This window comes from Streptomyces sp. P3 (assembly GCF_003032475.1).
In the GTDB taxonomy this organism is placed as follows: Bacteria; Actinomycetota; Actinomycetes; order Streptomycetales; family Streptomycetaceae; genus Streptomyces.
In genome coordinates this window covers 5,073,656-5,096,738 of sequence record NZ_CP028369.1, presented here as the reverse complement: position 1 = coordinate 5,096,738, position 23,083 = coordinate 5,073,656, and the positions used below count along the sequence as shown (strand labels likewise).

The window sequence follows — 23,083 nt, the reverse complement described above, 5'->3', positions numbered from 1 at the left end:
CGCGTCCCCCGCTCGATCACCCGGTGCGTCACGCGCCGATTCCCTCGCTCGATCACCTTCGACGGGCCGCCGACCGCGTCACCCGCTCCACTCCCGCAGCTCCCGTGCGATGTCGGCCACGGACGCCTCCCCGTTCTTCACCAGCCGGGCCAGGTCACGGACCTGTTCCGGGGAGGTGACGACCTTCAGGCCGCTGGCCACCAGGTAGGCGTAGGCGACCGCGCACGCGAAGAGCGCGTTGGAGCGTTCCAGGGCCGGGACGTGGATGAGGAGCTGGAGCAGTGCGGCGGCGCGGGCCGGCGGGTCGTCGTAGACGGGGACGTCGAATATCTCCGCCTGATGGCGTGCCACGGCCGCGACCAGCGCGCCCCAGTCGGTGACCTGCGGGTCTCCCGGGGTCTTCTGTTCGGCGAGCATGAGGAGCCAGGCGAGGTCGATACGGAGGTCGCTCAAGGGTTCAGCGGCGACCTTCGCGCGTGCCGCCCTCGCGCTCGGCGCCGAACTCCTCGGCGAAGAGCGCCTCGTACTGCTTCATGAAGTCACCGGCGGCCTCGACGAACGTATGGCCGATCTCTCCGGCGTCCTGTCTGACCAGCTCTTCTATGTAGCGGTTGACGCTCATGCCGCGGGCGGTGGCACGCTCGCGGGCGACCTGGGCAGTGCCCTCGTCGACGCGCACGTTCAGCTGGGTCTTCGCCATACCTCGAAGCTAGCGCCGATGTGCTAGCAACGGCAAGGGCGGGCCGGAATCGAAAAGTGATACCGGCTGTGCGGCGCATCACACTACGCTCGGCCGGACGGTTCACCGACGACGCGCACGATCACCGAGCGAGGAGACAGCCTTGTCCACACCTGCTGCGCAGCACACCCCCGGCCCGGCCCCGGCCGACGGGGTCGCGGCGCGCTCCCGAGGTCTGACCAAGGCGTACGGCTCGGGCGAGACGGCGGTGATCGCCCTCGACTCGGTGGACGTGGACATCGCGCGCGGGCGCTTCACCGCCGTCATGGGACCGTCCGGCTCCGGGAAGTCCACGCTGATGCACTGCCTGGCCGGCCTCGACACCGTCTCGGCCGGTCAGGTGTGGCTCGGCGGCACCGAGATCACCGGGCTGAAGGAACGGGAGCTGACCCGGCTCAGGCGGGACCGGATCGGGTTCATGTTCCAGTCGTTCAACCTGATCCCGACACTGAACGCGGCGGAGAACATCACCCTGCCCATGGACATCGCGGGCCACAAGCCCGACCAGGAGTGGCTGGACCAGGTGATCGACACGCTCGGCCTGCGGGACCGGCTCAGGCACCGGCCCGCCCAGCTCTCCGGCGGACAGCAGCAGCGGGTGGCCTGCGCCCGGGCGCTCGCCTCCCGTCCCGAGCTGATCTTCGCGGACGAGCCCACGGGGAACCTCGACTCCCGGGCCGGGCTCGAGGTCCTCGCGTTCCTGCGGCAGGCCGTCGACGACCTCGGCCAGACGGTCGTCATGGTCACCCACGACCCGGGCGCCGCCGCCCACTCCGATCTGGTGCTCTTCCTCGCCGACGGCCGGTTGGTGGACCGGATGGAACAGCCTTCGGCGGAGGCCGTGCTGGAACGCATGAAGCGCTTCGACGTGGGCCGCGCCCCACGGTCCGGCAGCCCCCTGGACGACACGGCCGACGACGCGCCCGAGGGCAGGACCGAAAGCCCGCTCGCCGACGCTCCCGAGGAGGACTGACCCGGTGCTGAAGGCGACCCTCAGGAGTTTTCTGGCACACAAGGGACGGCTGCTGCTGTCCGCGCTCGCCGTCGTCCTGTCGGTGGCGTTCGTGGCCGGCAGTCTGATCTTCTCCGACACGGTGACGCGCACCTTCGACCGGCTCTTCGCTTCCACGTCGGCGGACGTGACCGTGGAACCCGCCGACGACCTGAGCTCCTCCGTGCCGACGGGCGCGGTCCAGACCGTCCCCGCCGCCCTCGCCGGGCGACTGGCCCGGGTCGAGGGCGTCGCGTCCGCCCACGCGGACGTGAGCGTTCAGAACATCACCGTCGTCGACGGCGACAACAAGTCGGTCGGGCCGACCACCGGCGCGCCCACCGTCGCCACCGACTGGTACGTCACCGACCGCAGCCCCGTGAAGCTGACCTCCGGCCACGCCCCGGGCGGCGCCGCCGAGGCCATGCTCGACGCCGACACCGCCGACAAGAAGCACGTGCGGATCGGCGACACCCTGACCGTGATGGCCCAGCCGGGCTCGTTCGAGGTGAAGGTCGTCGGGATCGCCACCTTCACCACCACCAACCCCGGCGCGGCCCTGGTCTACCTCGACCCGCGCACCGCCGCCGCCCGGCTCCTCGGGTCGGCGGACAGGGCGACCGGTATCTCCGTCGACGCGGCCCCGGGGGTGAGCGACGCGGTGCTCGAGCGGCGCGTCTCCGCCGCGCTCGGCGAGGGGCGTTACGACGTGCAGACCGCCGAGGAGCGGGCGAAGTCGTCGGCCGAGTCGCTGGGCGGGTTCCTCGACGTCATCAAGTACGTGATGCTCGGCTTCGCCGGGATCGCCGTCCTGGTCGGCGTGTTCCTCATCGTCAACACGTTCTCCATGCTGATCGCCCAGCGCACCCGTGAGCTGGGCCTGCTGCGCGCCCTGGGTGCCGACCGCCGCCAGGTACGGCGCTCGGTGCTCACCGAGGCGATCCTGCTCGGCCTCGTCGGCTCCACACTCGGACTGGCCGCCGGCATCGGTCTCGCGGCCGGGCTGATCAAGCTCATGGGCACGTTCGGCATGAACCTCAAGGCCACCGAGATGGTCGTCGGCTGGGCGACTCCGGTGTCGGCGTACGTCGTGGGCGTCGGCGTCACCTTCGTCGCCGCGTACCTCCCGGCCCGCCGTGCGGCCGGCGTGTCCCCGATGGCGGCCCTCGCGGACGCGGACATCGCGGGGGTGGGCCGCCCCCTGAAGACGCGCGCGGTGGTAGGCACGGTCGTCGGCGCGCTGGGCGTGGCGGCGCTCGCCGGCTGCGCCGCCTCGTCGACGACGTCGACCGCGGCGTCCCTGCTGGGCCTGGGCGTCGTCCTCACCCTCGTCGCCACCGTCATCGCGGGCCCGCTCCTGGTCCGTCCGGTGATCCGGGTCCTCGGCGGCGCCTTCCCCGCGCTGTTCGGCTCCGTCGGCCGGATGAGCCAGCGCAACGCACTGCGCAACCCGCGCCGCACCGGAGCCACCGCCGCCGCGCTGATGGTGGGCCTCGCGCTGGTGGGCGGGATGTCGGTGGCGAGCGCCTCGATGTCCAAGTCGTTCGACCAGCAGATCGACAAAACGCTCGGCGCCGACTTCGTCGTCCAGAACGCCAACTTCACGCCGTTCTCCCAGGAGGTCACGGACGCGGTGCGCGACACGGGCGGCGTCGGCCTCGTGGTGCGGCAGCGGTTCGCCCCGCTCGCCGTGCGGCTGCCCGACGGCAAGCGCGTCGAGACGACCGCCGCCGGCTACGACGACCGGGTGGACGACGTCGCGCACATCCCGTACGCCGAGGGGAACACGGCGGCCGCGCTGGCCGACGGCGCCCTCGGCATGGACGTCGACTTCGCGAAGGAGCACGGCGTGCGGCTCGGCAGTGTGCTGCCGGTGGAGTTCCCCGGCGGCCGGACGACGTCGCTGAAGGTCGGCGCGCTCACCGACCAGGAGACCGGTGACGGCTTCGGCATGCAGGGCGGGCTGTTCCTCGGCATCGCCGCCGTCGAGAAGTACGTGCCGGGCGGGCAGGACTCCGCCCTCTACGTGAACGCCGCCTCCGGCACCACCGCCGAGCAGTTGCGCCCCCGTCTGGAGAAGACGCTGGACGCCTATCCGCAGGTCCAGGCGCGCGACCAGGCCGACTACAAGAAACTGGTGCACGACCAGATCGCCGTGCTGCTGTACCTGGTATACGCGCTGCTCGGGCTGGCCATCGTCATCGCGGTGCTCGGCGTGGTCAACACGCTGGCGCTGTCGGTGGTGGAGCGGACCCGGGAGATCGGGCTGCTGCGCGCCATCGGACTGGGGCGGCGGCAGTTGCGCCGGATGATCCGGCTGGAGTCGGTGGTGATCGCGGTGTTCGGCGCGGTGCTGGGGCTCGCGCTCGGCCTGGTCTGGGGCGTGTGCATCCAGCAGGTGCTGGAGTTGCAGGGGATGACGGCCTTCGCCGTTCCGTGGGGCACGATCGTCGCGGTGGTCGTCGGCTCGGCGGTCGTCGGCGTCGTGGCGGCGATGCTGCCGGCCCTGCGGGCGTCCCGGATGAACGTGCTGGCGGCGATCGCGCACGAGTGACGCGGCGGGCCGCCCGGGGTGCGTCCGGATCCTGGAATTCCGGGTCCGGGCGCGTCGCCCGTGATGGGATCGCCGTATGTCTGATCTGCGTATACGGGCGGCGACGCCCGAGGACCTCGATGCCGTGCTGGCCTTCTGGAAGACCGCCGCCGAGGGCACGAGCATCAGCGACGACCGCAGCGGGGTGGAACGGCTCGTCGCCCGCGATCCCGAGGCGCTGATCCTCGCCGAGCAGGACGTCGAGGAGTGCGCCGAACAAGTCGGTGCGCCGGGCGTCGAACTGGTCGGCACGGTGATCGCCGGGTTCGACGGGTGGCGGTGTCATCTGTACCGGCTGGCGGTGCACCCGGAGCGCCGGCGTCGGGGCATCGGCGCGGCCCTGCTCGCGGCCGCGGAGGAGCGGTTCGTGCGGCTGGGCGGGCGGCGCGGGAACGCGATGGTGCTCACCCGCAACGAGACGGCGCATCATGCCTGGCGCGCCGCGGGGTACGCGCCCGAGGAGAAGTGGCGGCGCTGGGTCAAGCCGCTCTCCGGCTGACCCGGAGCCCACCCAGACCGCTTTGCCCATCCTTTACTCTTGGGGGGTCGTGCGGATCACCCGCGCGGCCCCCGACGACCTCATGAAAGGTGTGAGCGTCCGCCCATGGGCGAGCCTCCCCGCACACGTTCCCGTGCACGCTCCGGAACCCGCACGCGTCCCCGCGCCCGCCGTCGCGCGCTGCGTCCTCGCGCGTTCCGTCCCGCCCTGCCCGATCCTGGGACGGAGGAGACCCGATGACCGAAGTGCTGCTGCTCCTGGTGGCGATCCTGCTGTCGTTCGCGTGCGGCGCCTTCGTCGCCGCCGAGTTCTCGTTGACCACGGTCGAGCGCAGCGAGCTGGAGCGGGCGGTGGAGCGCGGCGAACGCGGCGCCGCCGGGGCGCTGAAGGCGGTGCGCAACCTCACCTTCCAGCTCTCCGGCGCCCAGCTCGGCATCACCGTCACCAACCTGGTGGTCGGCATGCTGTCCGAGCCGTCGATCGCCCGGCTGATCGCCGGGCCGCTGGAATCGCTCGGTCTGTCCCGCTCCACGTCGAGCTCCGTCGCGCTGGTGCTGGGCACGGCCCTGTCGACCGTGTTCCTCATGGTCGTCGGCGAGCTGGTGCCGAAGAACTGGGCGATCTCCTCCCCGCTGACGGTGGCCAAGAGCGTGGGCAACGCGCAGCGCTGGTTCAGCGCCGCCTTCCGGCCCTTCATCAGCCACCTCAACGACACCGCGAACCGGATCGTGCGCCGCTTCGGCGTGGAACCTACCGAGGAACTCGCCGCCGCCCGCGGTCCCCAGGAGCTCGCGGCCCTGGCCCGGCACTCCGCGCGGGAGGGCGCCCTGGAGGCGGACACCGCGGAGCTGTTCGTGCGGACGCTGAACCTGGCCGACCTCATGGCGGAGAACGTGATGACGCCGCGCGTGCAGGTCATCGCCCTCGACGCGACGGCGACCTGCGAGGACGTGGCCAACGCGACCCGGGCGACGGGTCTGTCCCGGTTCCCCGTGTACCGCGGGAACCTCGACTCCGTGGTCGGGACCGCGCACATCAAGGACGCGCTGGCGGTGCCCGCCGGGCGACGCGCGCGCGTGCCCGTCGCCGAGATCATGCGCGACCCCCTCCTCGTCCCCGAGTCGCTCACCGTGGACCGGCTGCTGGACCGGTTGTCCGGCAAGCGGACGATGGCCGTGGTCATCGACGAGTACGGCGGCACCGCGGGCGTGGCGACGCTGGAGGACATCGTGGAGGAGGTCGTCGGCGAGGTCCGCGACGAACACGACCCGCACGAGACGCCGGAACTGGCGCACGCGGGCACCGACGACGACGGCCGCGCCCTCTACTCGGCCGACGGCGCCGCCCGCACCGACCAGCTCGCGCGCGTCGGCCTGCACGTGCCCGAGGGACCGTACGAGACGCTGGCCGGGCTCGTCGCCACCGAGCTGGGCCGGATACCGGCCGTCGGCGACACCGTCGAGGTCGCCGGCTGGCGGATGGACGTGGTGGACGCCTCCGGCCGCCGGGCCGCGCGCGTGCTGCTGCACGCCCCGCTCGCCGACACCCGCGTGGAAGGGACCGAACAGTGACCGCCGTCCAGTTGCTCATCGGGCTGGCGACCCTCGTCGTCAACGCGTTCTTCGTGGGCGCCGAGTTCGCGCTGATCTCGGTCCGCCGCTCCCAGATCGAGCCGTACGCCGAGCAGCGCGACCGGCGCGGGCGCAGCGTGCTGTGGGGTCTGGAGCACGTGTCCGCGCTGATGGCCGCTGCGCAGCTCGGCATCACGCTGTGCACGCTGGTCCTCGGCGTGGTCGCCGAGCCGGCCATCGCGCACCTGCTGGAGCCGGTGTTCCACGCGGTCGGCGTGCCCGAGAGCGCCGGACACGCGGTCTCCTTCGTGATCGCGCTGGCCGCAGCCACCTATCTGCACATGCTGCTCGGCGAGATGGTGCCGAAGAACATCGCGCTCGCCGAGCCGGTGCGCAGCGCCCTGCTGCTGGGGCCGCCGCTGGTCACGCTCGCCCGCGCGCTGCGGCCGGTCATCTTCGCGATCAACGCCTTCGCCAACGGGCTGCTGAAGCTGCTGCGGATCGAGACGAAGAACGAGGTCACCGCGACCTTCTCGGACGCGGAGCTGGCACAGATCGTCCGGGACGCGGGCGAGGCGGGCCTCATCGACGACCGCGCCCAGGAACGTCTGCACGACGCCCTGGAACTGGGCCGCCGCCCGGTGCGGGACGTCGTCCTGCCTCTGGAACGCGTCGTCTACGCGCGCGTGGGCGTCACTCCGGAGGGGCTGGAGCAGCTGGCGGCGGAATCCGGGTTCTCCCGATTCCCCGTGGTCGACGAGGGGCGCCGGATCGTCGGCTACCTGCATGTGAAGGACGCGCTGGACGCCTCGCCGCGGGACCGGGCGTTCGGGCTGCGGGACATGCGGCCCATCGCGCGGGTACGGGAGGCGACGCCGCTGGACGACGTCCTCACCGCGATGCGGGGCAGCCGGACCCATCTGGCGGCCGTGCTCGGATCCGACGGCAGGCTGGCCGGTCTGGTCACCATGGAGGACGTGCTCCAGGAGCTGTTCGGACAGCGGACGTGACCGTCCGTCGGGTGATCGCGGCACCGGGACGGACGGGCGGACGGGCCGGTACCGGATCCTGGGCGTACGGCGGGCGGCCGCTCCAGGACCACGGGGCCGGCGCCCGGGGGCACAAAGGCTGGCTTCCCCAGAGGGCCGAAGTCCCGGGCAAGCCTGTGCCGCCGGGGCCGGAGGCGGACCGCCCCCGATCGGCGACCTGACCGCGGGAGACCGGCCTCGGACGGCCGACGTCCGGGGATCGGCCACCGGGACCGGCCTCCGACCGACCGACGGGTATGAGACTCGGGCTACCATCGGTGTCGCCATGCAGACGAACACGATTCCCCCGTACTCCAGCCTGGTCGCCGTCGGCGACTCCTTCACCGAGGGCATGTCGGATCTCCTGCCCGACGGCTCCTACCGAGGCTGGGCCGACCTCCTCGCCGCGCGGATGGCGGCCCGAACCCCCGGCTTCCGGTACGCCAACCTCGCGGTGCGCGGCAAGCTGATCGGGCAGATCGTCGAGGAACAGGTGCCGGTGGCCGCCGCGATGGGCGCCGACGTGATCACCCTGGTCGGCGGCCTCAACGACACCCTGCGCCCCAAGTGCGACATGGGCCGGGTCAAGGGCCTGCTGACCGAGGCGGTGGAGCGGCTGGCCCCGTCCTGCAAGCAGCTCGTGCTGATGCGCAGCCCGGGCCGCCAGGGACCTGTCCTGGAGCGGTTCCGGCCGCGCATGGAGGAGCTGTTCGTGTGCGTCGAGGAGCTGGCGGAGCGGCACGGCGCGCTCGTCGCCGACCTGTACGGCGCTCCCTCGCTCGGCGATCCGCGCATGTGGGACGTCGACCGGCTGCACCTGACGGCGGAGGGCCACCGCAGGGTCGCCGAGGCGGTCTGGCAGACCCTCGGGCACGAGGCCGAGGACGCCGACTGGCACCTGCCGATGCCGGCCACCCTGCCCCCGGGCTGGGCCGCCCGGCGTGTCGCGGACGCGCGGTTCGCCCGGCAGTACCTGCTGCCGTGGATAGGCCGCCGACTGACGGGCCGGTCCTCCGGGGACGGGCTGCCGCCCAAGCGCCCCGACCTGCTTCCGTACGAGAGCCAGGCGTAGCCGGAGGACACCTGCCCGCACCAGGGGTGACGCCGGTCCACGCGGGCGGCAGGCACCGGTCCGCGCGCGGGGTGACGCCGGTCTCGTAGGTTCCGCCGAACCGGACCGCTGCGCCGACCTGCACGAAGCGCCAGTAGAATCCCTCCACGTGACTTCCGCTGCCGCCGCCAAGCCCCGCATCCCCAACGTCCTCGCCGGACGCTACGCCTCCGCCGAGCTCGCCACGCTCTGGTCCCCCGAGCACAAGGTGAAGCTGGAGCGTCAGCTCTGGCTCGCCGTGCTGAAGGCCCAGAAGGACCTCGGGATCGAGGTGCCGGCCACGGCGATCACCGACTACGAGCGTGTCCTCGACACCGTCGACCTGGCTTCGATCGCCGAGCGCGAGAAGGTCACGCGCCACGACGTGAAGGCCCGCATCGAGGAGTTCAACGACCTCGCCGGGCACGAGCAGGTCCACAAGGGCATGACGTCCCGCGACCTCACGGAGAACGTCGAGCAGCTCCAGATCCGCCTGTCGCTCGAGCTGGTCCGCGACCGCACGGTGGCCGTCCTCGCCCGGCTGGGCAAGCTGGCCGCCGAGTACGGCGAGCTGGTCGTGGCCGGCCGCTCGCACAACGTGGCCGCGCAGGCCACCACGCTCGGCAAGCGGTTCGCGACCGCCGCCGACGAACTGCTCGTGGCGTACGGCCGGGTCGAGGAACTGCTCGAGCGCTACCCGCTGCGGGGCATCAAGGGCCCGGTCGGCACCGCCCAGGACATGCTGGACCTGCTCGGCGGCGACGCCGCGAAGCTGGCCGAGCTGGAGGACCGGATCGCCGGCCACCTGGGCTTCTCGCAGGCCTTCACCTCCGTCGGCCAGGTCTACCCGCGCTCGCTGGACTACGAGGTCGTGACCGCGCTGGTGCAGCTCGCGGCGGCCCCCTCCTCGCTGGCGAAGACCATCCGGCTGATGGCCGGGCACGAGCTGGTGACCGAGGGCTTCAAGCCGGGCCAGGTCGGCTCCTCCGCCATGCCGCACAAGATGAACACCCGCTCCTGCGAGCGCGTCAACGGCCTGATGGTCATCCTGCGCGGCTACGCGTCGATGACCGGCGAGCTGGCGGGCGACCAGTGGAACGAGGGCGACGTGTCCTGCTCGGTGGTGCGCCGGATCGCGCTGCCGGACGCGTTCTTCGCGCTGGACGGCCTGCTGGAGACCTTCCTGACGGTGCTCGACGAGTTCGGCGCGTTCCCGGCCGTCGTCGCACGGGAGCTCGACCGCTACCTGCCGTTCCTCGCCACCACGAAGGTCCTGATGGGCGCGGTGCGCGGGGGCGTCGGCCGTGAGGTGGCGCACGAGGCGATCAAGGAGAACGCCGTGGCCTCCGCGCTGGCGATGCGCGAGCGCGGCACCGAGCGCAACGAGCTGCTGGACAAGCTGGCCGCCGACGAGCGCCTGCCGCTGGACCGCGCCCAGCTGGACGCGCTCATGGCCGACAAGCTGTCGTTCACGGGCGCCGCGGCGGCCCAGGTGGCCACGGTCGTGGGCCGGATCGAGGAGATCGTGAAGCAGCGGCCGGAGGCAGCCGGTTACACGCCCGGGGCGATCCTCTGACGCGCTTCACCCAGGCCGAGCTGGAGGCCGCCCGCGACCGTCTCGTACCGGACGTGATCGCGGACGGTCTCCGCGTGCTGTTCTGCGGCATCAACCCGGGTCTGATGACGGCGGCCACCGGCCACCACTTCGCCCGCCCGGGCAACCGCTTCTGGCCGGTGCTCCACCTGTCCGGATTCACTCCGCGGCTGCTGAAGCCGGCGGAGCAGGAGGAGCTGCTCGCCCACGGGCTGGGCATCACCAACGTGGTGGCGCGGGCGACCGCCCGGGCCGACGAGCTCACGGCGCAGGAGTACCGGGACGGCGGGCGGCTGCTCGCGGACAAGGTGACACGGCGCGGACCCCGGTGGCTGGCCGTGGTGGGCGTGACCGCGTACCGGGCGGCGTTCGACGACCGCAGGGCCGTGGTGGGCCCGCAGGAGCGGCGCATCGGCGACACCCGCGTGTGGGTGCTGCCCAACCCCAGCGGTCTCAACGCGCACTGGACCGCCGCGACGATGGCGCAGGAGTTCGCGCGGCTGCGGCTGGCGGCGCAGAACTGACGGCGGAGGCCTGACGGCCGTCGGGGCGGGTCGCCCCCCTCGGCGAGGAGGAGCCGGTGGCCCTCGGGCATCTCCTCGCCGTCCGTGGAGCGCTCCGGAGTGCTCGCGAGACTGACGAGGTACGGCGGCGGCCAGTGGCCGGTCAGCCGCTCCGTGAGCCCGTCCCCGGTCGGCCCCGTACTGCTCCTCCGCCTCCTCCCACGCGCTGCGATCGTCGTCACCGTGGAAGTCGGCGCGGTCTGCAGTTCCGCCACGCGATACCCCGCCGCGGGGAGCTCCCGGAGGCACGGCAGGCCGACTGTGGCCGGACCGTGCGCGATGTTCACGAGATCCGGCAAAGCGTCCCCCACTGACAATTGGCGGCCCGTCGGCCCGCCGGCCCGCTCAGGCGTCCCGGGCCCGCACCCGCCACGCTCCTGCCGCGACGGCCGCCGCCGTCCACAGGGCGGTCACCGCGAGCCCGGTCCACGGCCCCAGAAAGCCGTCCCACCTGCTGTGCAGGATGACCTGGCCGGCCCGGTCCGGCAGAAGGTCGGCGGCGTTGCCGCGAAGATCCTCGTCGTGACGACCTTCGAGAACGACGAGTACGTCTACGAGGCGCTGCGCGCGGGCGCGGACGGATTCCTGTTGAAACGGGCCCGGCCGGCCGAGATCGTGCACGCGGTACGCCTGGTCGCCGAGGGCGAGTCGCTGTTGTTCCCGGCCTCGGTGCGGCGGCTGGCCGCCGAGTACGCCGGCGGGGACGGGGCCGCGAGCCGGGCGGCGCGGGACACGCTGGAGCGGGCCCGGCTGACCGGCCGGGAGGCGGAGGTGTTGCGGCTGATGGCACGCGGGTTGTCCAACGCGGAGATCGCCGCCGGGCTCTTCGTCGGCTCGGAGACGGTGAAGTCGCATGTGAGCGCGGTGCTGGCGAAGCTGGGGGCGCGGGACCGGACGCAGGCGGTGATCACGGCGTACGAGTCGGGATTCGTGGCGCCGGGCTGAGCGGGGCGTGGCCGCATCGGTACCGAGGGGACCCTCGCCCGGATCCTCCGCGCCGAGTACGATCCGCCCAACACGCGCACGAGCCGGAAGGACGGACGTTGGGGCGGCTGACCGGCGGGGACCCCTCGCTGCTGCGAAGGATCAATTCCGCGGTGGTGCTGCACGCGCTGCGTGCCGCGGACTGCGCGACGCTCACGGAGATCACCCGCGTCACCGGGCTGTCCCGGCCGACGGTGGAGGGAGTCGTCGAGGATCTGATCGCCGCGGGGCTCGTCGTCGAGAAGGCGGCGGACGAGAGCGTCGCCCGGCGGCAGGGGCGGCCCGCACGACGGTTCCGGTTCCGGGCGGAGGCGGGGCATCTGCTGGGGCTGGAGATCGGGTCCCACCGAGTGGCCGCGCTGCTGTCCGATCTGGACGGCCGCGTGCTGGGCTCCCAGGCCAGGGACGTCGACGAGGCGGCCCCGCCGGACGAACGGCTGGAGCGGCTGCGCAACGCCGTCGCCGAACTGCTGCGCCGGGCAAGCGTCCCGCGCAGTTCGCTGCGGGCGGTCGGGGTCGGCACGCCCGGGATCGTGGAGGCGGACGGCACGGTGCGGCTGGGTACCGCGCTGCCCGAGTGGACGGGGTTGCGCCTCGGCGAGCGGCTGAGCCGTTCGTTCAAGTGCCCGGTGCTGGTGGAGAACGACGCCAACGCGGCGGCCGTCGCCGAGCACTGGAAGGGTTCGGCCACCGGGTCCGACGACGTCGTCTTCGTGCTGGCCGGGCTCAGCCCGGGGGCCGGCGCGCTGATCGGCGGGCGGCTGCACCGCGGGTACGGCGGCGCGGCCGGCGAGATCGGCGCACTGCATCTGCTGGGCCGTGAGGCGACCCCGGAGACGCTGCTGTCCACGACGGACGAGCCGCTGCACCCGCTGGACGAGCAGGCCGTCGCGAAGGTGTTCGCGCAAGCCCGGGGAGGCGACCGGCGGGCCCGGGCGGCGGTGGACCGCTTCATCCAGCGGCTGGTGCACGACGTGGCCGCGCTGGTGCTGGCGCTCGACCCGGAGCTGGTCGTGGTCGGCGGCTGGGCGGCCGGCCTGGACGGTGCGCTGGAGCCGCTGCGCGCCGAACTGGCTCGCTACTGTCTGCGGCCGCCGAGGGTGGCCCTGTCGATGCTCGGGGAGGCGGCGGTGGCGACGGGGGCGCTGCGGCTCGCCCTCGATCACGTGGAGGAGCAGTTGTTCGCGGTGGAGGGGACGGTCACGGCGCGGCGGTGAGCCTGAAGCCCGGAGCACCGCCGTCCGTCACGGGTGAAACGCCCGGCGCCCCGGAGGAGTTCCGGGGCGCCGGGCGGGCGGCTGCTCCGCCGGCCGAGCGGCGTTCACCGGCGAGCCGGTGGCGTTCGCGGACGGTCCGGTGGGACCCTCCGCAGGCTGTTCAGGGAGCCTGCGGCACGCGGTCCGCGGCGGACGCGGCGTTCAGGAGGCCTGCCTCTGCGGACCGTGGTGTATCTCCACACCGCCGGACGCGCCGAACGTCAGCCGGCAGGTGTCCGCGCGGTACGTGGCCACGGAGAGCGCGGCGGTACGGCCTTCGGCGAAGTAGCGGGTCGTGACCACGAGGACGGGCGCGCCGGGGAGCCGGTCGAGTTCCCTCGCGTCGTCCGCGCGGGCCGAGCCCAGTTCCACGGCGCTGTCCTGGCCCTGGAGTTCGAGGCGGTGCAACTCGCTCAGCACCGCACGCGCGCGTGCGGCCTCGGCCGAGGCGTCGACCGCGCCGAGCTCGGGCACCGACGTCTGCGGGACGTACAGCAGTTCGGCGGCCACCGGCTGACCCTGCGACACCCGTGAGCGGCGCACGATGTGCACGCTCTGCTCGCGCGGGGTCTCCAGGGCGGCTGCGACGGCCGCGGGCGGCGCCGCGAGTATGCAGCCGACGGCCTGCCAGGCGTCCTCCCCCGCGCCCGGCCAGACCCGCTGCTCCGTACCCACGGCGACGCCCATCCGGGGCGGCGCGACGGTGGTGCCGACGCCTCGGCGGCGCTGCAGCCGGCCCTCCAGCTCGAGTTGCTCCAGGGCCTGCCGGAGCGTCGCGCGGGCGACGCCGAAGCGGGCGGCCAGCTCACGCTCGTTGGGCAGGATCTCGCCGACGGCGAACTCGGAGTCGAGCGCTTCGCTGAGCACGGTCTTGAGATGCCAGTACTTCGGTTCCGGCACCGATTCCAGTTGCGTGGTCCCCACCCTGTCCTCCGCAATCGCCGTGATCCGGCGGCGTTTTCGCGCCCTTGTTTATTAAAGGTTGTTGTACTTCTCTCGCGACCATAGGACGGCCCCCACCCTTGGTCAATACCAATCCTCCAACCCTGTGGCGGCCGCGGGGAAAGCGCTCGCTACACGTCCGGAATGGCAGGATTACGCGAAGGGCTACCCGCCGGTAGTAATTGCTGACAAGCTGTCTACGGCGTCTGCCGGCCCGCTGTCAGAACGAGGAGCTCCCATGCCCGCCACCGTCTCCTTCCCGGTCCCCTCCCCCAAGGGCCCGCTGCCCGTCACGGTCTCCTACGCGCGCGTGGGCCGGGGTGAACCGCTCCTCCTGCTGCACGGCATCGGCCATCACCGGCAGGCCTGGGACCCGGTCGTGGACATCCTCGCCGCCGAGCGCGACGTGATCGCCGTGGATCTGCCCGGCTTCGGCGTCTCCCCCGCCCTGCCGGACGGGCTCGCCTACGACCTGCCCACCACGGCCGCGGTGTTCGGCGGCTTCTGCGAGGCGCTGGAGCTGGACCGCCCCCACGTGGCGGGGAACTCGCTCGGTGGCCTGCTCGCCCTGGAACTCGGCCGCGAGAAGCTCGTACGGTCCGTCACGGCGCTGTCCCCGGCCGGGTTCTGGTCGGAGGCCGAGCGGCGCTACGCCTTCGGCGTGCTGGTCACGATGCGGCAGATCTCCCGTCGGCTGCCGCTGCCCCTCGTCGAGCGCCTGGCGCGCACGGCGGCCGGCCGCACGGCCCTCACCAGCACCATCTACGCCCGCCCCGGCCGCCGCTCACCCGAGGCCGTGGTCGCCGAGACGCTGGCCCTGGCCCAGGCCACCGGGTTCGACCAGACACTGCGCGCCGGTACCGCCGTCCGGTTCACCGACGACCTGCCCGGCATCCCGGTCACCGTCGGCTGGGGCGCCCGCGACTGGCTGCTCGTGCGCCGGCAGGGCGTCCGCGCCAAGCAGGTCATCCCGGCCGCCCGCCTCGTGCGGCTGCCCGGCTGCGGCCACTGCCCGATGAACGACGACCCGGCCCTCGTCGCGCGCGTGATCCTCGACGGCAGCCGCTGAACCCCCGCGGGCGCGCGACCGGGCGCCCGTGCCGACGCGCCTACCGCGAACGGCGGGACGCCGTCGTGAACGCGCTCGGCGCGCACTTGCCCGGGGCGCGGCTGTCGGGCGGCGCGGCGGGACTGCATGCCATCGCCGAACTCCCGCAGCGCTACGGACAGGAGGGGTTCCTCGCCCGGACGGCCGCCGCGGGCGTCGACGTCCGCGCCCTGAGCCGGTACACACACGCGCGGGTGCCGCACGACGACGGGCCCGTACGCCTCGTGCCGGGTTACGCGCACCTGTCGCCCCCACGCATCCGGGAGGGCGTACGCCTGATGGCGCGGGCCATGGCGAGCGGGTGACGCGCAGGGCCGCGGTCGGCGGCCTTGTGTGCGCGATCCGTTGTTCATCCACGGTTTCCGTGCACGCTGCGGCGTACGCGTAGGTCTGTCGGTGCACACCGGCCGGTTCCCGTCCCTGGAGGCCCTCCATGTCCCACCGTCCGCTTCCGGGCCGCCGCAGCCTCCTGCGCGGTTCGCTCGCCGCCTCAGCGGCCCTGACCCTGCCGACCGCGGTCGGTGCGGCTCCCGCACTCGCGCTGTCCGGGCGGCCCAGGGCGGCCTGGGGGGTGCAGAGCGGGGATGTGACGTCCGACTCCGGGCTGGTCTGGGTGCGGTCCGACCGTCCGGCGCGGATGATCGTCGAGACCGCGGCCACCGAGTCGTTCCGGGGCGCCCGCCGTCTGCACGGTCCGCTGCTCGGCGCCGGCACGGACTTCACCGGCACTCTCCGGCTGCGCGGGCTGCCGTCCGGCGAGCAGATCCACTACCGCGTGCTGCTCGCCGACCCGGACGACCCGCGCCGCACCGGTGAGACGGTGACCGGGGCCTTTCGCACCGTGCCCAGCGGCGCCGGCGCGGGGTGCGCTTCCTGTGGTCCGGGGACCTCGCCGGCCAGGGCTGGGGCATCAACCCCGACCTCGGCGGCTACCGCATCTACGACGCGATGGCGCGTCTCGACCCCGACTTCTTCCTGTGCAGCGGCGACAACGTCTACGCCGACGGCCCGCTGACGGCGACCCAGGCGCTGCCCGACGGCAGCCTGTGGCGCAACATCACCACCGAGGAGAAGTCGAAGGTCGCCGAGACCCTAGCCGAGTTCCGCGGCAACTTCCGCTACAACCTGCTCGACGAGAACCTGCGCCGCTTCAACGCCCGGGTACCGTCCATCATCCAGTGGGACGACCACGAGGTCCGCAACAACTGGTACCCGGGCGAGGTGATCGCCGACTCCGACCCCCGCTACACGGAGAAGAGCGTCGACGTCCTCGCGGGGCGCGCGCGGCGGGCGTTCAGCGAGTACTTCCCGATCTCGACGCTCCGTCCGGGCGCCCGGGAGGGCCGGGTCCACCGCGTGGTGCGCCACGGCCCCCTGCTCGACGTGTTCGTGCTCGACATGCGGACGTACCGCAACGCCAACTCGCCCGACGGCCAGGCCACGGACCCGCAGGGCATCCTGGGCGCCGAGCAACTGGAGTGGCTCAAACGCGAGTTGTCGCGGTCGCGCGCGGTGTGGAAGGTGATCGCCGCCGACATGCCGCTCGGACTGGTCGTGCCGGACACCACGGAGGGCCGTCCGAACATCGAGGCCGTGGCGCAGGGCGACCCGGGCGCGCCGCTGGGCCGCGAGCTGCAGATCGCCGAGCTGCTGCGCTACGTCAAGCACTGGCGGATCACCGGGACGGTGTGGCTGACGGCCGACGTGCACCACACGTCGGCGCAGCACTACCAGCCGTCGCGGGCCGCGTTCACCGACTTCGAGCCGTTCTGGGAGTTCGTCTCCGGGCCGCTCAACGCGGGCGCCTTCCCCGCCAGCGCGCTGGACGGCACGTTCGGACCCGAGCGGGTGTTCGTGAAGGCGCCGACCGTGTCGAACGTGTCGCCCGCGGGCGGCTACCAGTTCTTCGGTGAGGTCGACATCGACGGCGACAGCGGGGAGTTGACGGTGCGGCTGCGCGAGCAGGACGGCTCCGTGCTGTTCACGAAGGTGCTGCACCCGGGACTGGTCGGGCAGTAACCCGCCGTCCCGCGGCCCGGCCCGTGCCGCGCACCGGAGTTGTCGCCCGGCGCGCGGCTCCGTCGGCGCGTCCGCCGGCCGATGCCGGGAGGGCGGGCGGCGGCCGGCGGATCGTGTGCCACAGGGTGATGAAAGGCTCAACAAAACGGGCATTAGCATCCTTTACCCTCCGGTCACACATCGTTCGTGATCACGCAACACGGTTCCTCCACAGTGGCTGCATGACTCGAGACCTGACTCATGTGCGCGCGAGGCGCGGACGCCCGGTGCACCACTGGCGGCGGGACGTCGTGGAACTCGCCGCGCTCTTCACGGCCGTCGCGGTGGCCGACGGAGTGGCGAACCTGGTGGGCCACGGTCCGGACGGCCCGGTGCTGCTGGCGGTGTCGGCGGCGGCACTCGTCGCCACGGCCGGGTTCCACACCTGGTGGGCACGCCGCCACGGCCATGCGCCGCCCGCCGGCGATACCGGCGCCCGGCCGCGCTCCGAGGAGCCGCAGGCCGGGCCGACCGCGTCCCCCTCGCCGGTCGACGAGGAGAGCACCCTGTGGCGGATGCGGACGACGGTGCAGGACGCCCCGGGGTCACTGGCCGCGCTCTGTGCGGCGCTTGCCGAGCGCCGGGTGGACATCCTGAGCCTGCAGACGCACCCGCTGGGCGCGGACACCGTGGACGAGTTCCTGCTGCGGGCCCCCGGCGGACTCACGGCGGGCGAGATCAACCGGGCCGTGGCGCTGGGGGGCGGTCGCGCCACCTGGATCGAGCGGGCCGACGCCCACGACCTGGTGGACGCGCCGACCCGGGTTCTGCAGCTGGCCACCCGTACCGCCCTCGACGCCGCGGAACTGCCGCTCGCGCTGAGGCGGTTGCTCGGCCGCTGCACCATCCGCTCGCTGCCCGCGGCCTCCGGCCAGGGCGACGCGGGAACGGCGGGTGTGCCGGCGGAAGGCGTGCTGGAGGACACCGTGATGCGCCTGCCGACCCCGGACGGCGGTGTGATCTCGGTGGAGCGGCCGTATCTGCCGTTCACCCCGACCGAGTTCGCCCGCGCGCGTGCGCTGGTGGAGCTGGACGCCCGGCTCGGCCCGCGGGTCCCGCGCGGCCAGGACGTCCTGACGCTGTCCGAGGGCGAGGACATCACCGTGCGCCGGGCGGACACCGGTGACGTGACGGCGGCGAAGGACATGCACGAGCGGTGCTCGGCGCGCACCCTCCGGATGCGCTACCACGGGCCGGTCGGCGACGCGGACCGCTACCTCGGCCATCTGCTCAGCCCGCGCTTCGGCCGCACCCTCGCCGCACAGACGCCGTCCGGCCGCATCGTCGGCCTCGGCCACCTGTTGTGGGACGGCGACGAGACGGAGGTCGCGCTGCTCGTCGAGGACGGCTGGCAGCGGCGCGGCATCGGCGCCGAACTGCTCGGCCGGCTGGTGGCGATGGCCGGGGAGGCGGGCTGCGGAAGCGTGTACGCCGTGACACAGGCCTCCAACACCGGCATGGTCGCCGCGATGCGCGGCCTCGGACTGCCCCTCGACTACCAGATCGAGGAAGGGACCCTGGTCGTCACCGCCCGCCTGGAGAAGACCGGCGCTGCACGGGCGACGTCCGAGCAGCGGCACGAGGAACACGCCCGCCGCGACTGAACGTCCGTCCACGAACGAGGAACGAGCCGGTGCCAGGTGCCGGGTCCCGGTCACCGGGCGACGGGCGACGGGCGACGGAAGCGCAGACCGACGACGTAGGGCGGGCGGGACCGGCGGGTGCAGTGCCGCCGGTCCCGCCCGCATGCCGTCACACCGCGGCTGCGCCCCGCCCGGACCGGAGAACCGTCTCCCCCACCCGTTCGTCCCGGCCTTCCGCTTCCCCTTCGTTGGCCCCTTCCGCTCCCCCTTCGTGCACCGGCCCGGCCCCGTCGAGCGCCCGGTCCAGATCCCCCCACAGGTCCTCGACGTCCTCCAGCCCGACCGACAGCCGCAGCAGCCGGTCGCTCACGCCCGCGCCCCGGCGTTCCGCCGCGTCCACGATGCGGTGGCTGATCGACGCCGGGTGCTGGATGAGCGTGTCCACGCTGCCGAGACTCACCGCCGGGGTGATCAGACGGACGCCCGCGATCACCCCGTGCGGGTCTCCGCCGACCTCGAAGGCGACCATCGCGCCGCCGATCCGCGGATAGTGCACGCGGGCGATCCGCGGGTCCGCGGCCAGCCGGCGGGCCAGCTCGGCGGCGGTCGCGGAGGCGGCCCGCACCCGTACCGGCAGCGTCGCCAGGCCGCGCAGCAGCAGGTACCCGGCCAGCGGATGGAGCACGCCGCCGGTGGCGAAACGTATCTGCCGCAGCTGCCCCGCGAACTCCTCGTCACAGGCGACGACGCCGCCGAGAACGTCCCCGTGGCCGCCGAGGTACTTGGTGGCGCTGTGCAGGACCAGTCGGGCTCCCCGCTCCACCGGCCGCTGCAGCACCGGCGTGGCGAAGGTGTTGTCGGCGAGCAGCGGGACCGAGCCGCAGGCGTGCGCGACCGCCCGCAGATCGACCTCGGCGAGCGTCGGGTTGGCGGGCGACTCGACCATGACCAGCCCGGTGTCCGGGCGAAGCGCGTCCGCGATCCCGGCGGGGTCGGTCCAGGTGACCTCCAAGCCGAGCAGCCCCGCCGTCAGCAGATGGTCGCTGCACCCGTAGAGCGGGCGCACGGCCACGACGTGCCGCAGTCCGGCCGAGGCGCGCGCCAGCAGCACCGCCGTCAGCGCCGCCATCCCGCTGGCGAAGGCGACCGCGCTCTCGGCGCCTTCGAGGCGGGCCAGCGCCGTCTCGAAGCGTGCCACCGTCGGGTTGCCCAGCCGTCCGTAGACGGGCGGGCCGTCCGGCTGCGCCCCGGTCGCGGCGAACGCGTCGATGCGAGCGGCCTCGGCGCGGCTGTCGTAGGAGGGGTAGGTGGTGGACAGGTCGATCGGCGGGGCGTGCAGACCCTGCCGGGCCAGGTCGTCCCGTCCGGCGTGCACGGCCTCGGTGGCCAGTGCCCGTGCCCGTGCGCGGGGCGCTCCGTACGTGCGTACGCCGTCGTACGCGTGCGTGCTCGCAGCGGTTGAGTCCATGGACGGCAGAGTGAACATCGGACGGGTGATCGGCGGCAGACTCCGTGCTACGTTCGACAGATGGCCGAATCCGTCGTACTGGACCCGGTCGATCTCCAGCTGCTGCGGCTGCTGCAGAACGACGCCCGGACCACCTACCGCGACCTCGCCGCGCAGGTCGGCGTCGCGCCGTCGACGTGCCTGGACCGGGTGACGCGGCTGCGCCGCTCGGGGGTGATCCTCGGGCATCAGCTGCGGCTCGATCCGGCCAAGTTGGGACGGGGTCTGCAGGCGCTGCTGTCGGTGCAGGTCCGCCCGCACCGACGGGAGCTGGTCGGGCCGTTCGTGGAACGGATTCGGGCGATGCCGGAGGCACTGACCGTCTTCCACCTCACGGGACCCGACGACTATCTCGTCCATGTGGCCGTCGCGGACATGGCGGATCTGCAGCGCCTCGTGCTCGACGAGTTCACCTCGCGGCGTGAGGTGGCCCGTGTCGAGACACGGCTGATCTTCCAGCAGTGGGAGTGCGGACCGCTGTTGCCGCCGACGGGTTCGGGACAAGTCCCGTGACGCGCGCCGCCTCGCCGTACGAGGATGGAGCGCATGTCACACACCACCAACCCGCTTCCCCGCGAGATCGCCGACGCCTATGTCGACGACCTCATCGCCCTCGACCCGGTGACCGGCACCTACCTCGGCGTGCCGGAGAGTTCGAGCCGTCTGCCCGACTTCTCGCCCGCGGGCCAGGAGGCGCTCGCGCAGCTCGCGCGGGACACCCTGGCGAAGCTCGACGAGGCGGAGCGCAGGCCCGGCGCGGACAGTGACATCGAGCGCCGGTGCGCACGCCTGCTGCGTGAGCGTCTGACCGCACAGCTCGCCGTGCAGGACGCCGACGAGGCGCTCCGCACCGTCGGCAACATGGCCACGCCCGCACACCATGTGCGCGAGGTGTTCACCGTCACGCCCAGCCGGACCGACGAGGACTGGACGGCGATCGCCGAGCGGCTGCGTGCCGTGCCGGCGGCGCTCGCGGGCTACCGCGAGTCGCTGACGCTGGGCCTGGAACGCAAGCTCCACGCCGCCCCGCGGCCGACCGCCACCTTCGTCGAGCAGCTCACGCAGTGGTCGGACGCGGACGGCGAGGGCCGCGGCTGGTTCGAGGAGTTCGTGTCCGCCGGCGCCGGGTCGCGGCCGGACGCCCTGCGCGCGGAGCTGGACGAGGCGGCGCGCGCGGCCACGGCGGCGGTCGTGCGGCTGCGCGACTGGGTCCGCGACGTGTACGCGCCGACGATCGAGGGCGCGCCGGACACCGTCGGCCGTGAGCGCTACGCCCGCTGGTCGCGCTACTACAACGGCACCGACCTCGATCTCGACGAGGCCTACGCGTACGGCTGGGCGGAGTACCACCGGCTGCTCGCCGAGATGAAGAAGGAGGCGGAGAAGATCCTGCCGGGGGCGCGGACGCCCTGGGTGGCGCTGGCCCACCTCGACGAGCACGGCCGGCACATCGAGGGCGTGGACGAGGTCCGCGACTGGCTGCAGGGCCTGATGGACCGGGCGATCGAAGCCCTCGACGGCACCCACTTCGAACTCGCCGAGCGGGTGCGGAAGGTGGAGTCGCGGATCGCCCCGGCGGGGAGCGCCGCCGCCCCCTACTACACGCCTCCCTCCGAGGACTTCTCACGGCCGGGCCGCACCTGGCTGCCGACCATGGGACAGACCCGCTTCCCGGCCTACGACCTGGTCTCCACCTGGTACCACGAGGGCGTCCCCGGCCATCACCTCCAGCTCGCGCAGTGGGCGCACGTCGCCGGGGACCTCTCCCGCTACCAGGCGTCCGTCGGCATCGTGAGCGCCAACGCCGAGGGCTGGGCGCTGTACGCGGAGCGCCTGATGGACGAGCTGGGCTTCCTCACGGACGCGGAGCAACGGCTCGGCTACCTGGACGCGCAGATGATGCGCGCGGTGCGGGTCGTCATCGACATCGGCATGCACCTGGAGCTGCCGATCCCGGCCGACTCGCCCTTCCACCCGGGCGAGCGCTGGACGCCGGAGCTGGCGCAGGAGTTCTTCGGCGCGCACAGCAGCCGTCCCGCGGACTTCGTCGAGAGCGAGCTCACCCGCTATCTGACGATCCCCGGCCAGGCCATCGGCTACAAGCTGGGCGAGCGGGCCTGGCTGCTCGGACGGGAGAGGGCCCGCGAGCGGCGGGGCGACGCCTTCGACCTCAAGTCGTGGCACATGGCGGCCCTTTCGCAGGGCTCACTGGGCCTCGACGACCTGGTGGACGAACTGGCACAGCTCTGACCCTCGGACCGACGCTTCCCGCGCCCGTCGCCGGAGACCAAGCGGGACCGGGCGGGCGAGAGCGCCGTGCGCGTCGGCGTGAAGTCGAACCTGAATTGCCGGCCCGGCACCGTCGGTCCGAACAGGCGCTCCCGCGCGAGCGGTTCACGCCGACGCGAAGAGGCTCGTCGCTTCTGAGTGTGTTTCAGCAGCCGCAGTCCGGCGCGTCGCCGACCGGGGCGGTGAGCGGGTCGGCGGCGCGCCGCCCGGGGCCCTCCCAGGTCTCGTAGGCGAAGCCCTCCCGTACCCAGTACTCGAATCCGCCGAGCATCTCCTTGACGCGGTAGCCGAGTTCGGCGAGGGCGAGGGCGGCCCGGGTGGCCCCGTCGCAGCCGGGACCCCAGCAGTACGTCACCACCGGCACGTCCCGGTCGAGGAGCCGTTCGGCCTGCTCGGCGATGAGCGCGGTGGGCAGGTGGACGGCGCCCGGGACGTGACCCTGGTCCCAGGAGGCCGTGGAGCGGGAGTCCAGGACGACGAAGCCTGGGGCACCGGCGGCGAGGGCGGCCGCCACGTCGGACACGTCCGCGTGGAAGGCGAGGCTCGCCCGGAAGTGCGCGGCGGCCTCCGCGGGTGCGGCGGGAGCGACGCGCAGTACCGGGTCGAGCGGGGTGGTGGCAGTCATCTCAGGGGCCTTTCCGCAGGGTGCCGACGGGTTCGCTACAACTGAGAACCTACGGCGGTGATC

At 73.2% G+C, this 23,083-nt stretch carries 18 protein-coding genes and 4 pseudogenes; 16 read left to right on the top strand and 6 right to left on the bottom strand.

All coding sequences use genetic code 11. The features are described from left to right. Window positions 1-78: 78 nt before the first annotated feature. On the bottom strand, window positions 79-453 hold the full coding sequence (locus C6376_RS23015; RefSeq protein WP_107445164.1) for a fic family toxin-antitoxin system, toxin component: 375 nt from the start codon (window positions 451-453) through the stop codon (window positions 79-81). 4 nt (window positions 454-457) lie between these two features. Beyond that, a complete protein-coding gene (locus C6376_RS23010) occupies window positions 458-700 on the bottom strand; it encodes a toxin-antitoxin system HicB family antitoxin (RefSeq protein ID WP_107445163.1) in 243 nt (80 codons plus the stop codon). Window positions 701-842: 142 nt separating this feature from the next. Here C6376_RS23010 and C6376_RS23005 point away from each other — a divergent pair, with 142 nt between their 5' ends. The 8 genes from C6376_RS23005 to mug all read left to right on the top strand — a co-directional run bounded on the left by C6376_RS23005 (window position 843) and on the right by mug (window position 10,629). After that, window positions 843-1,712, top strand: coding sequence for an ABC transporter ATP-binding protein (locus C6376_RS23005; RefSeq protein ID WP_107445162.1), 870 nt, complete (start codon window positions 843-845; stop codon window positions 1,710-1,712). Between the two features lie 4 nt (window positions 1,713-1,716). Then, window positions 1,717-4,284 (top strand): ABC transporter permease, encoded by a 2,568-nt coding sequence (locus tag C6376_RS23000; RefSeq protein ID WP_107445161.1) that lies wholly within the window; start codon window positions 1,717-1,719, stop codon window positions 4,282-4,284. 76 nt (window positions 4,285-4,360) lie between these two features. Continuing rightward, the gene (locus tag C6376_RS22995) at window positions 4,361-4,822 is read left to right on the top strand and encodes a GNAT family N-acetyltransferase (protein WP_107445160.1); all 462 of its coding nucleotides are present in this window, start codon (window positions 4,361-4,363) and stop codon (window positions 4,820-4,822) included. 236 nt (window positions 4,823-5,058) lie between these two features. Next, window positions 5,059-6,393 carry a hemolysin family protein gene (locus tag C6376_RS22990; RefSeq protein ID WP_107445159.1) on the top strand — a complete coding sequence of 445 codons (1,335 nt, stop codon included), beginning with the start codon at window positions 5,059-5,061 and terminating at the stop codon, window positions 6,391-6,393. Further along, window positions 6,390-7,403: a hemolysin family protein gene (locus C6376_RS22985; RefSeq protein WP_107445158.1), complete on the top strand. Its 1,014-nt coding sequence runs from the start codon at window positions 6,390-6,392 to the stop codon at window positions 7,401-7,403. Before C6376_RS22990 ends, C6376_RS22985 begins: the two co-directional genes overlap by 4 nt. Window positions 7,404-7,707: 304 nt before the next feature. Next, window positions 7,708-8,493 carry an SGNH/GDSL hydrolase family protein gene (locus C6376_RS22980; RefSeq protein ID WP_107445157.1) on the top strand — a complete coding sequence of 262 codons (786 nt, stop codon included), beginning with the start codon at window positions 7,708-7,710 and terminating at the stop codon, window positions 8,491-8,493. A 148-nt stretch (window positions 8,494-8,641) separates the two neighbouring features. After that, window positions 8,642-10,087, top strand: coding sequence for an adenylosuccinate lyase (purB, locus tag C6376_RS22975; protein WP_107445156.1), 1,446 nt, complete (start codon window positions 8,642-8,644; stop codon window positions 10,085-10,087). Then, a complete protein-coding gene (gene mug / locus C6376_RS22970) occupies window positions 10,084-10,629 on the top strand; it encodes a G/U mismatch-specific DNA glycosylase (protein ID WP_107445155.1) in 546 nt (181 codons plus the stop codon). Before purB ends, mug begins: the two co-directional genes overlap by 4 nt. Before the next feature lie 384 nt (window positions 10,630-11,013). Here mug and C6376_RS45360 read toward each other — a convergent pair. Beyond that, window positions 11,014-11,166: pseudogene (locus C6376_RS45360) on the bottom strand (ABC transporter permease); the annotation flags it as partial. Between the two features lie 12 nt (window positions 11,167-11,178). Here C6376_RS45360 and C6376_RS22960 point away from each other — a divergent pair. Both C6376_RS22960 and C6376_RS22955 read left to right on the top strand, forming a co-directional pair. Next, window positions 11,179-11,613 (top strand): annotated as a pseudogene (locus C6376_RS22960) (LuxR C-terminal-related transcriptional regulator); the annotation flags it as partial. A 98-nt stretch (window positions 11,614-11,711) separates the two neighbouring features. Then, the gene (locus C6376_RS22955) at window positions 11,712-12,869 is read left to right on the top strand and encodes an ROK family transcriptional regulator (RefSeq protein ID WP_107445154.1); all 1,158 of its coding nucleotides are present in this window, start codon (window positions 11,712-11,714) and stop codon (window positions 12,867-12,869) included. 201 nt (window positions 12,870-13,070) lie between these two features. Here the strand turns inward: C6376_RS22955 and C6376_RS22950 are convergent, their stop codons facing one another. After that, a complete protein-coding gene (locus C6376_RS22950) occupies window positions 13,071-13,832 on the bottom strand; it encodes a GntR family transcriptional regulator (protein WP_107445153.1) in 762 nt (253 codons plus the stop codon). Between the two features lie 256 nt (window positions 13,833-14,088). Here C6376_RS22950 and C6376_RS22945 point away from each other — a divergent pair, with 256 nt between their 5' ends. The 4 genes and pseudogenes from C6376_RS22945 to C6376_RS22930 all read left to right on the top strand — a co-directional run bounded on the left by C6376_RS22945 (window position 14,089) and on the right by C6376_RS22930 (window position 18,620). Continuing rightward, a complete protein-coding gene (locus tag C6376_RS22945) occupies window positions 14,089-14,919 on the top strand; it encodes an alpha/beta fold hydrolase (RefSeq protein WP_107445152.1) in 831 nt (276 codons plus the stop codon). Window positions 14,920-14,942: 23 nt separating this feature from the next. Beyond that, a pseudogene (locus tag C6376_RS22940) lies at window positions 14,943-15,263 on the top strand (PLP-dependent aminotransferase family protein); the annotation flags it as partial. Window positions 15,264-15,391: 128 nt separating this feature from the next. After that, a pseudogene (locus C6376_RS22935) lies at window positions 15,392-16,977 on the top strand (alkaline phosphatase). 221 nt (window positions 16,978-17,198) lie between these two features. After that, complete coding sequence (locus C6376_RS22930) at window positions 17,199-18,620, top strand: GNAT family N-acetyltransferase (RefSeq protein ID WP_173985708.1); 1,422 nt, start codon at window positions 17,199-17,201, stop codon at window positions 18,618-18,620. 148 nt (window positions 18,621-18,768) lie between these two features. On the opposite strand, the gene C6376_RS22925 is transcribed toward C6376_RS22930, so the two are convergent. Next, a complete protein-coding gene (locus C6376_RS22925) occupies window positions 18,769-20,067 on the bottom strand; it encodes a PLP-dependent aspartate aminotransferase family protein (protein ID WP_254076012.1) in 1,299 nt (432 codons plus the stop codon). A gap of 60 nt (window positions 20,068-20,127) precedes the next feature. Here C6376_RS22925 and C6376_RS22920 point away from each other — a divergent pair, with 60 nt between their 5' ends. Further along, entirely contained in the window at window positions 20,128-20,619 is a 492-nt protein-coding gene (locus C6376_RS22920) for an Lrp/AsnC family transcriptional regulator (protein ID WP_107445149.1), read from the top strand. A 33-nt stretch (window positions 20,620-20,652) separates the two neighbouring features. Continuing rightward, on the top strand, window positions 20,653-22,356 hold the full coding sequence (locus C6376_RS22915) for a DUF885 domain-containing protein (protein WP_107445148.1): 1,704 nt from the start codon (window positions 20,653-20,655) through the stop codon (window positions 22,354-22,356). 184 nt (window positions 22,357-22,540) lie between these two features. On the opposite strand, the gene C6376_RS22910 is transcribed toward C6376_RS22915, so the two are convergent. After that, window positions 22,541-23,020: a rhodanese-like domain-containing protein gene (locus tag C6376_RS22910; RefSeq protein WP_107445147.1), complete on the bottom strand. Its 480-nt coding sequence runs from the start codon at window positions 23,018-23,020 to the stop codon at window positions 22,541-22,543. Window positions 23,021-23,083: the final 63 nt, after the last annotated feature.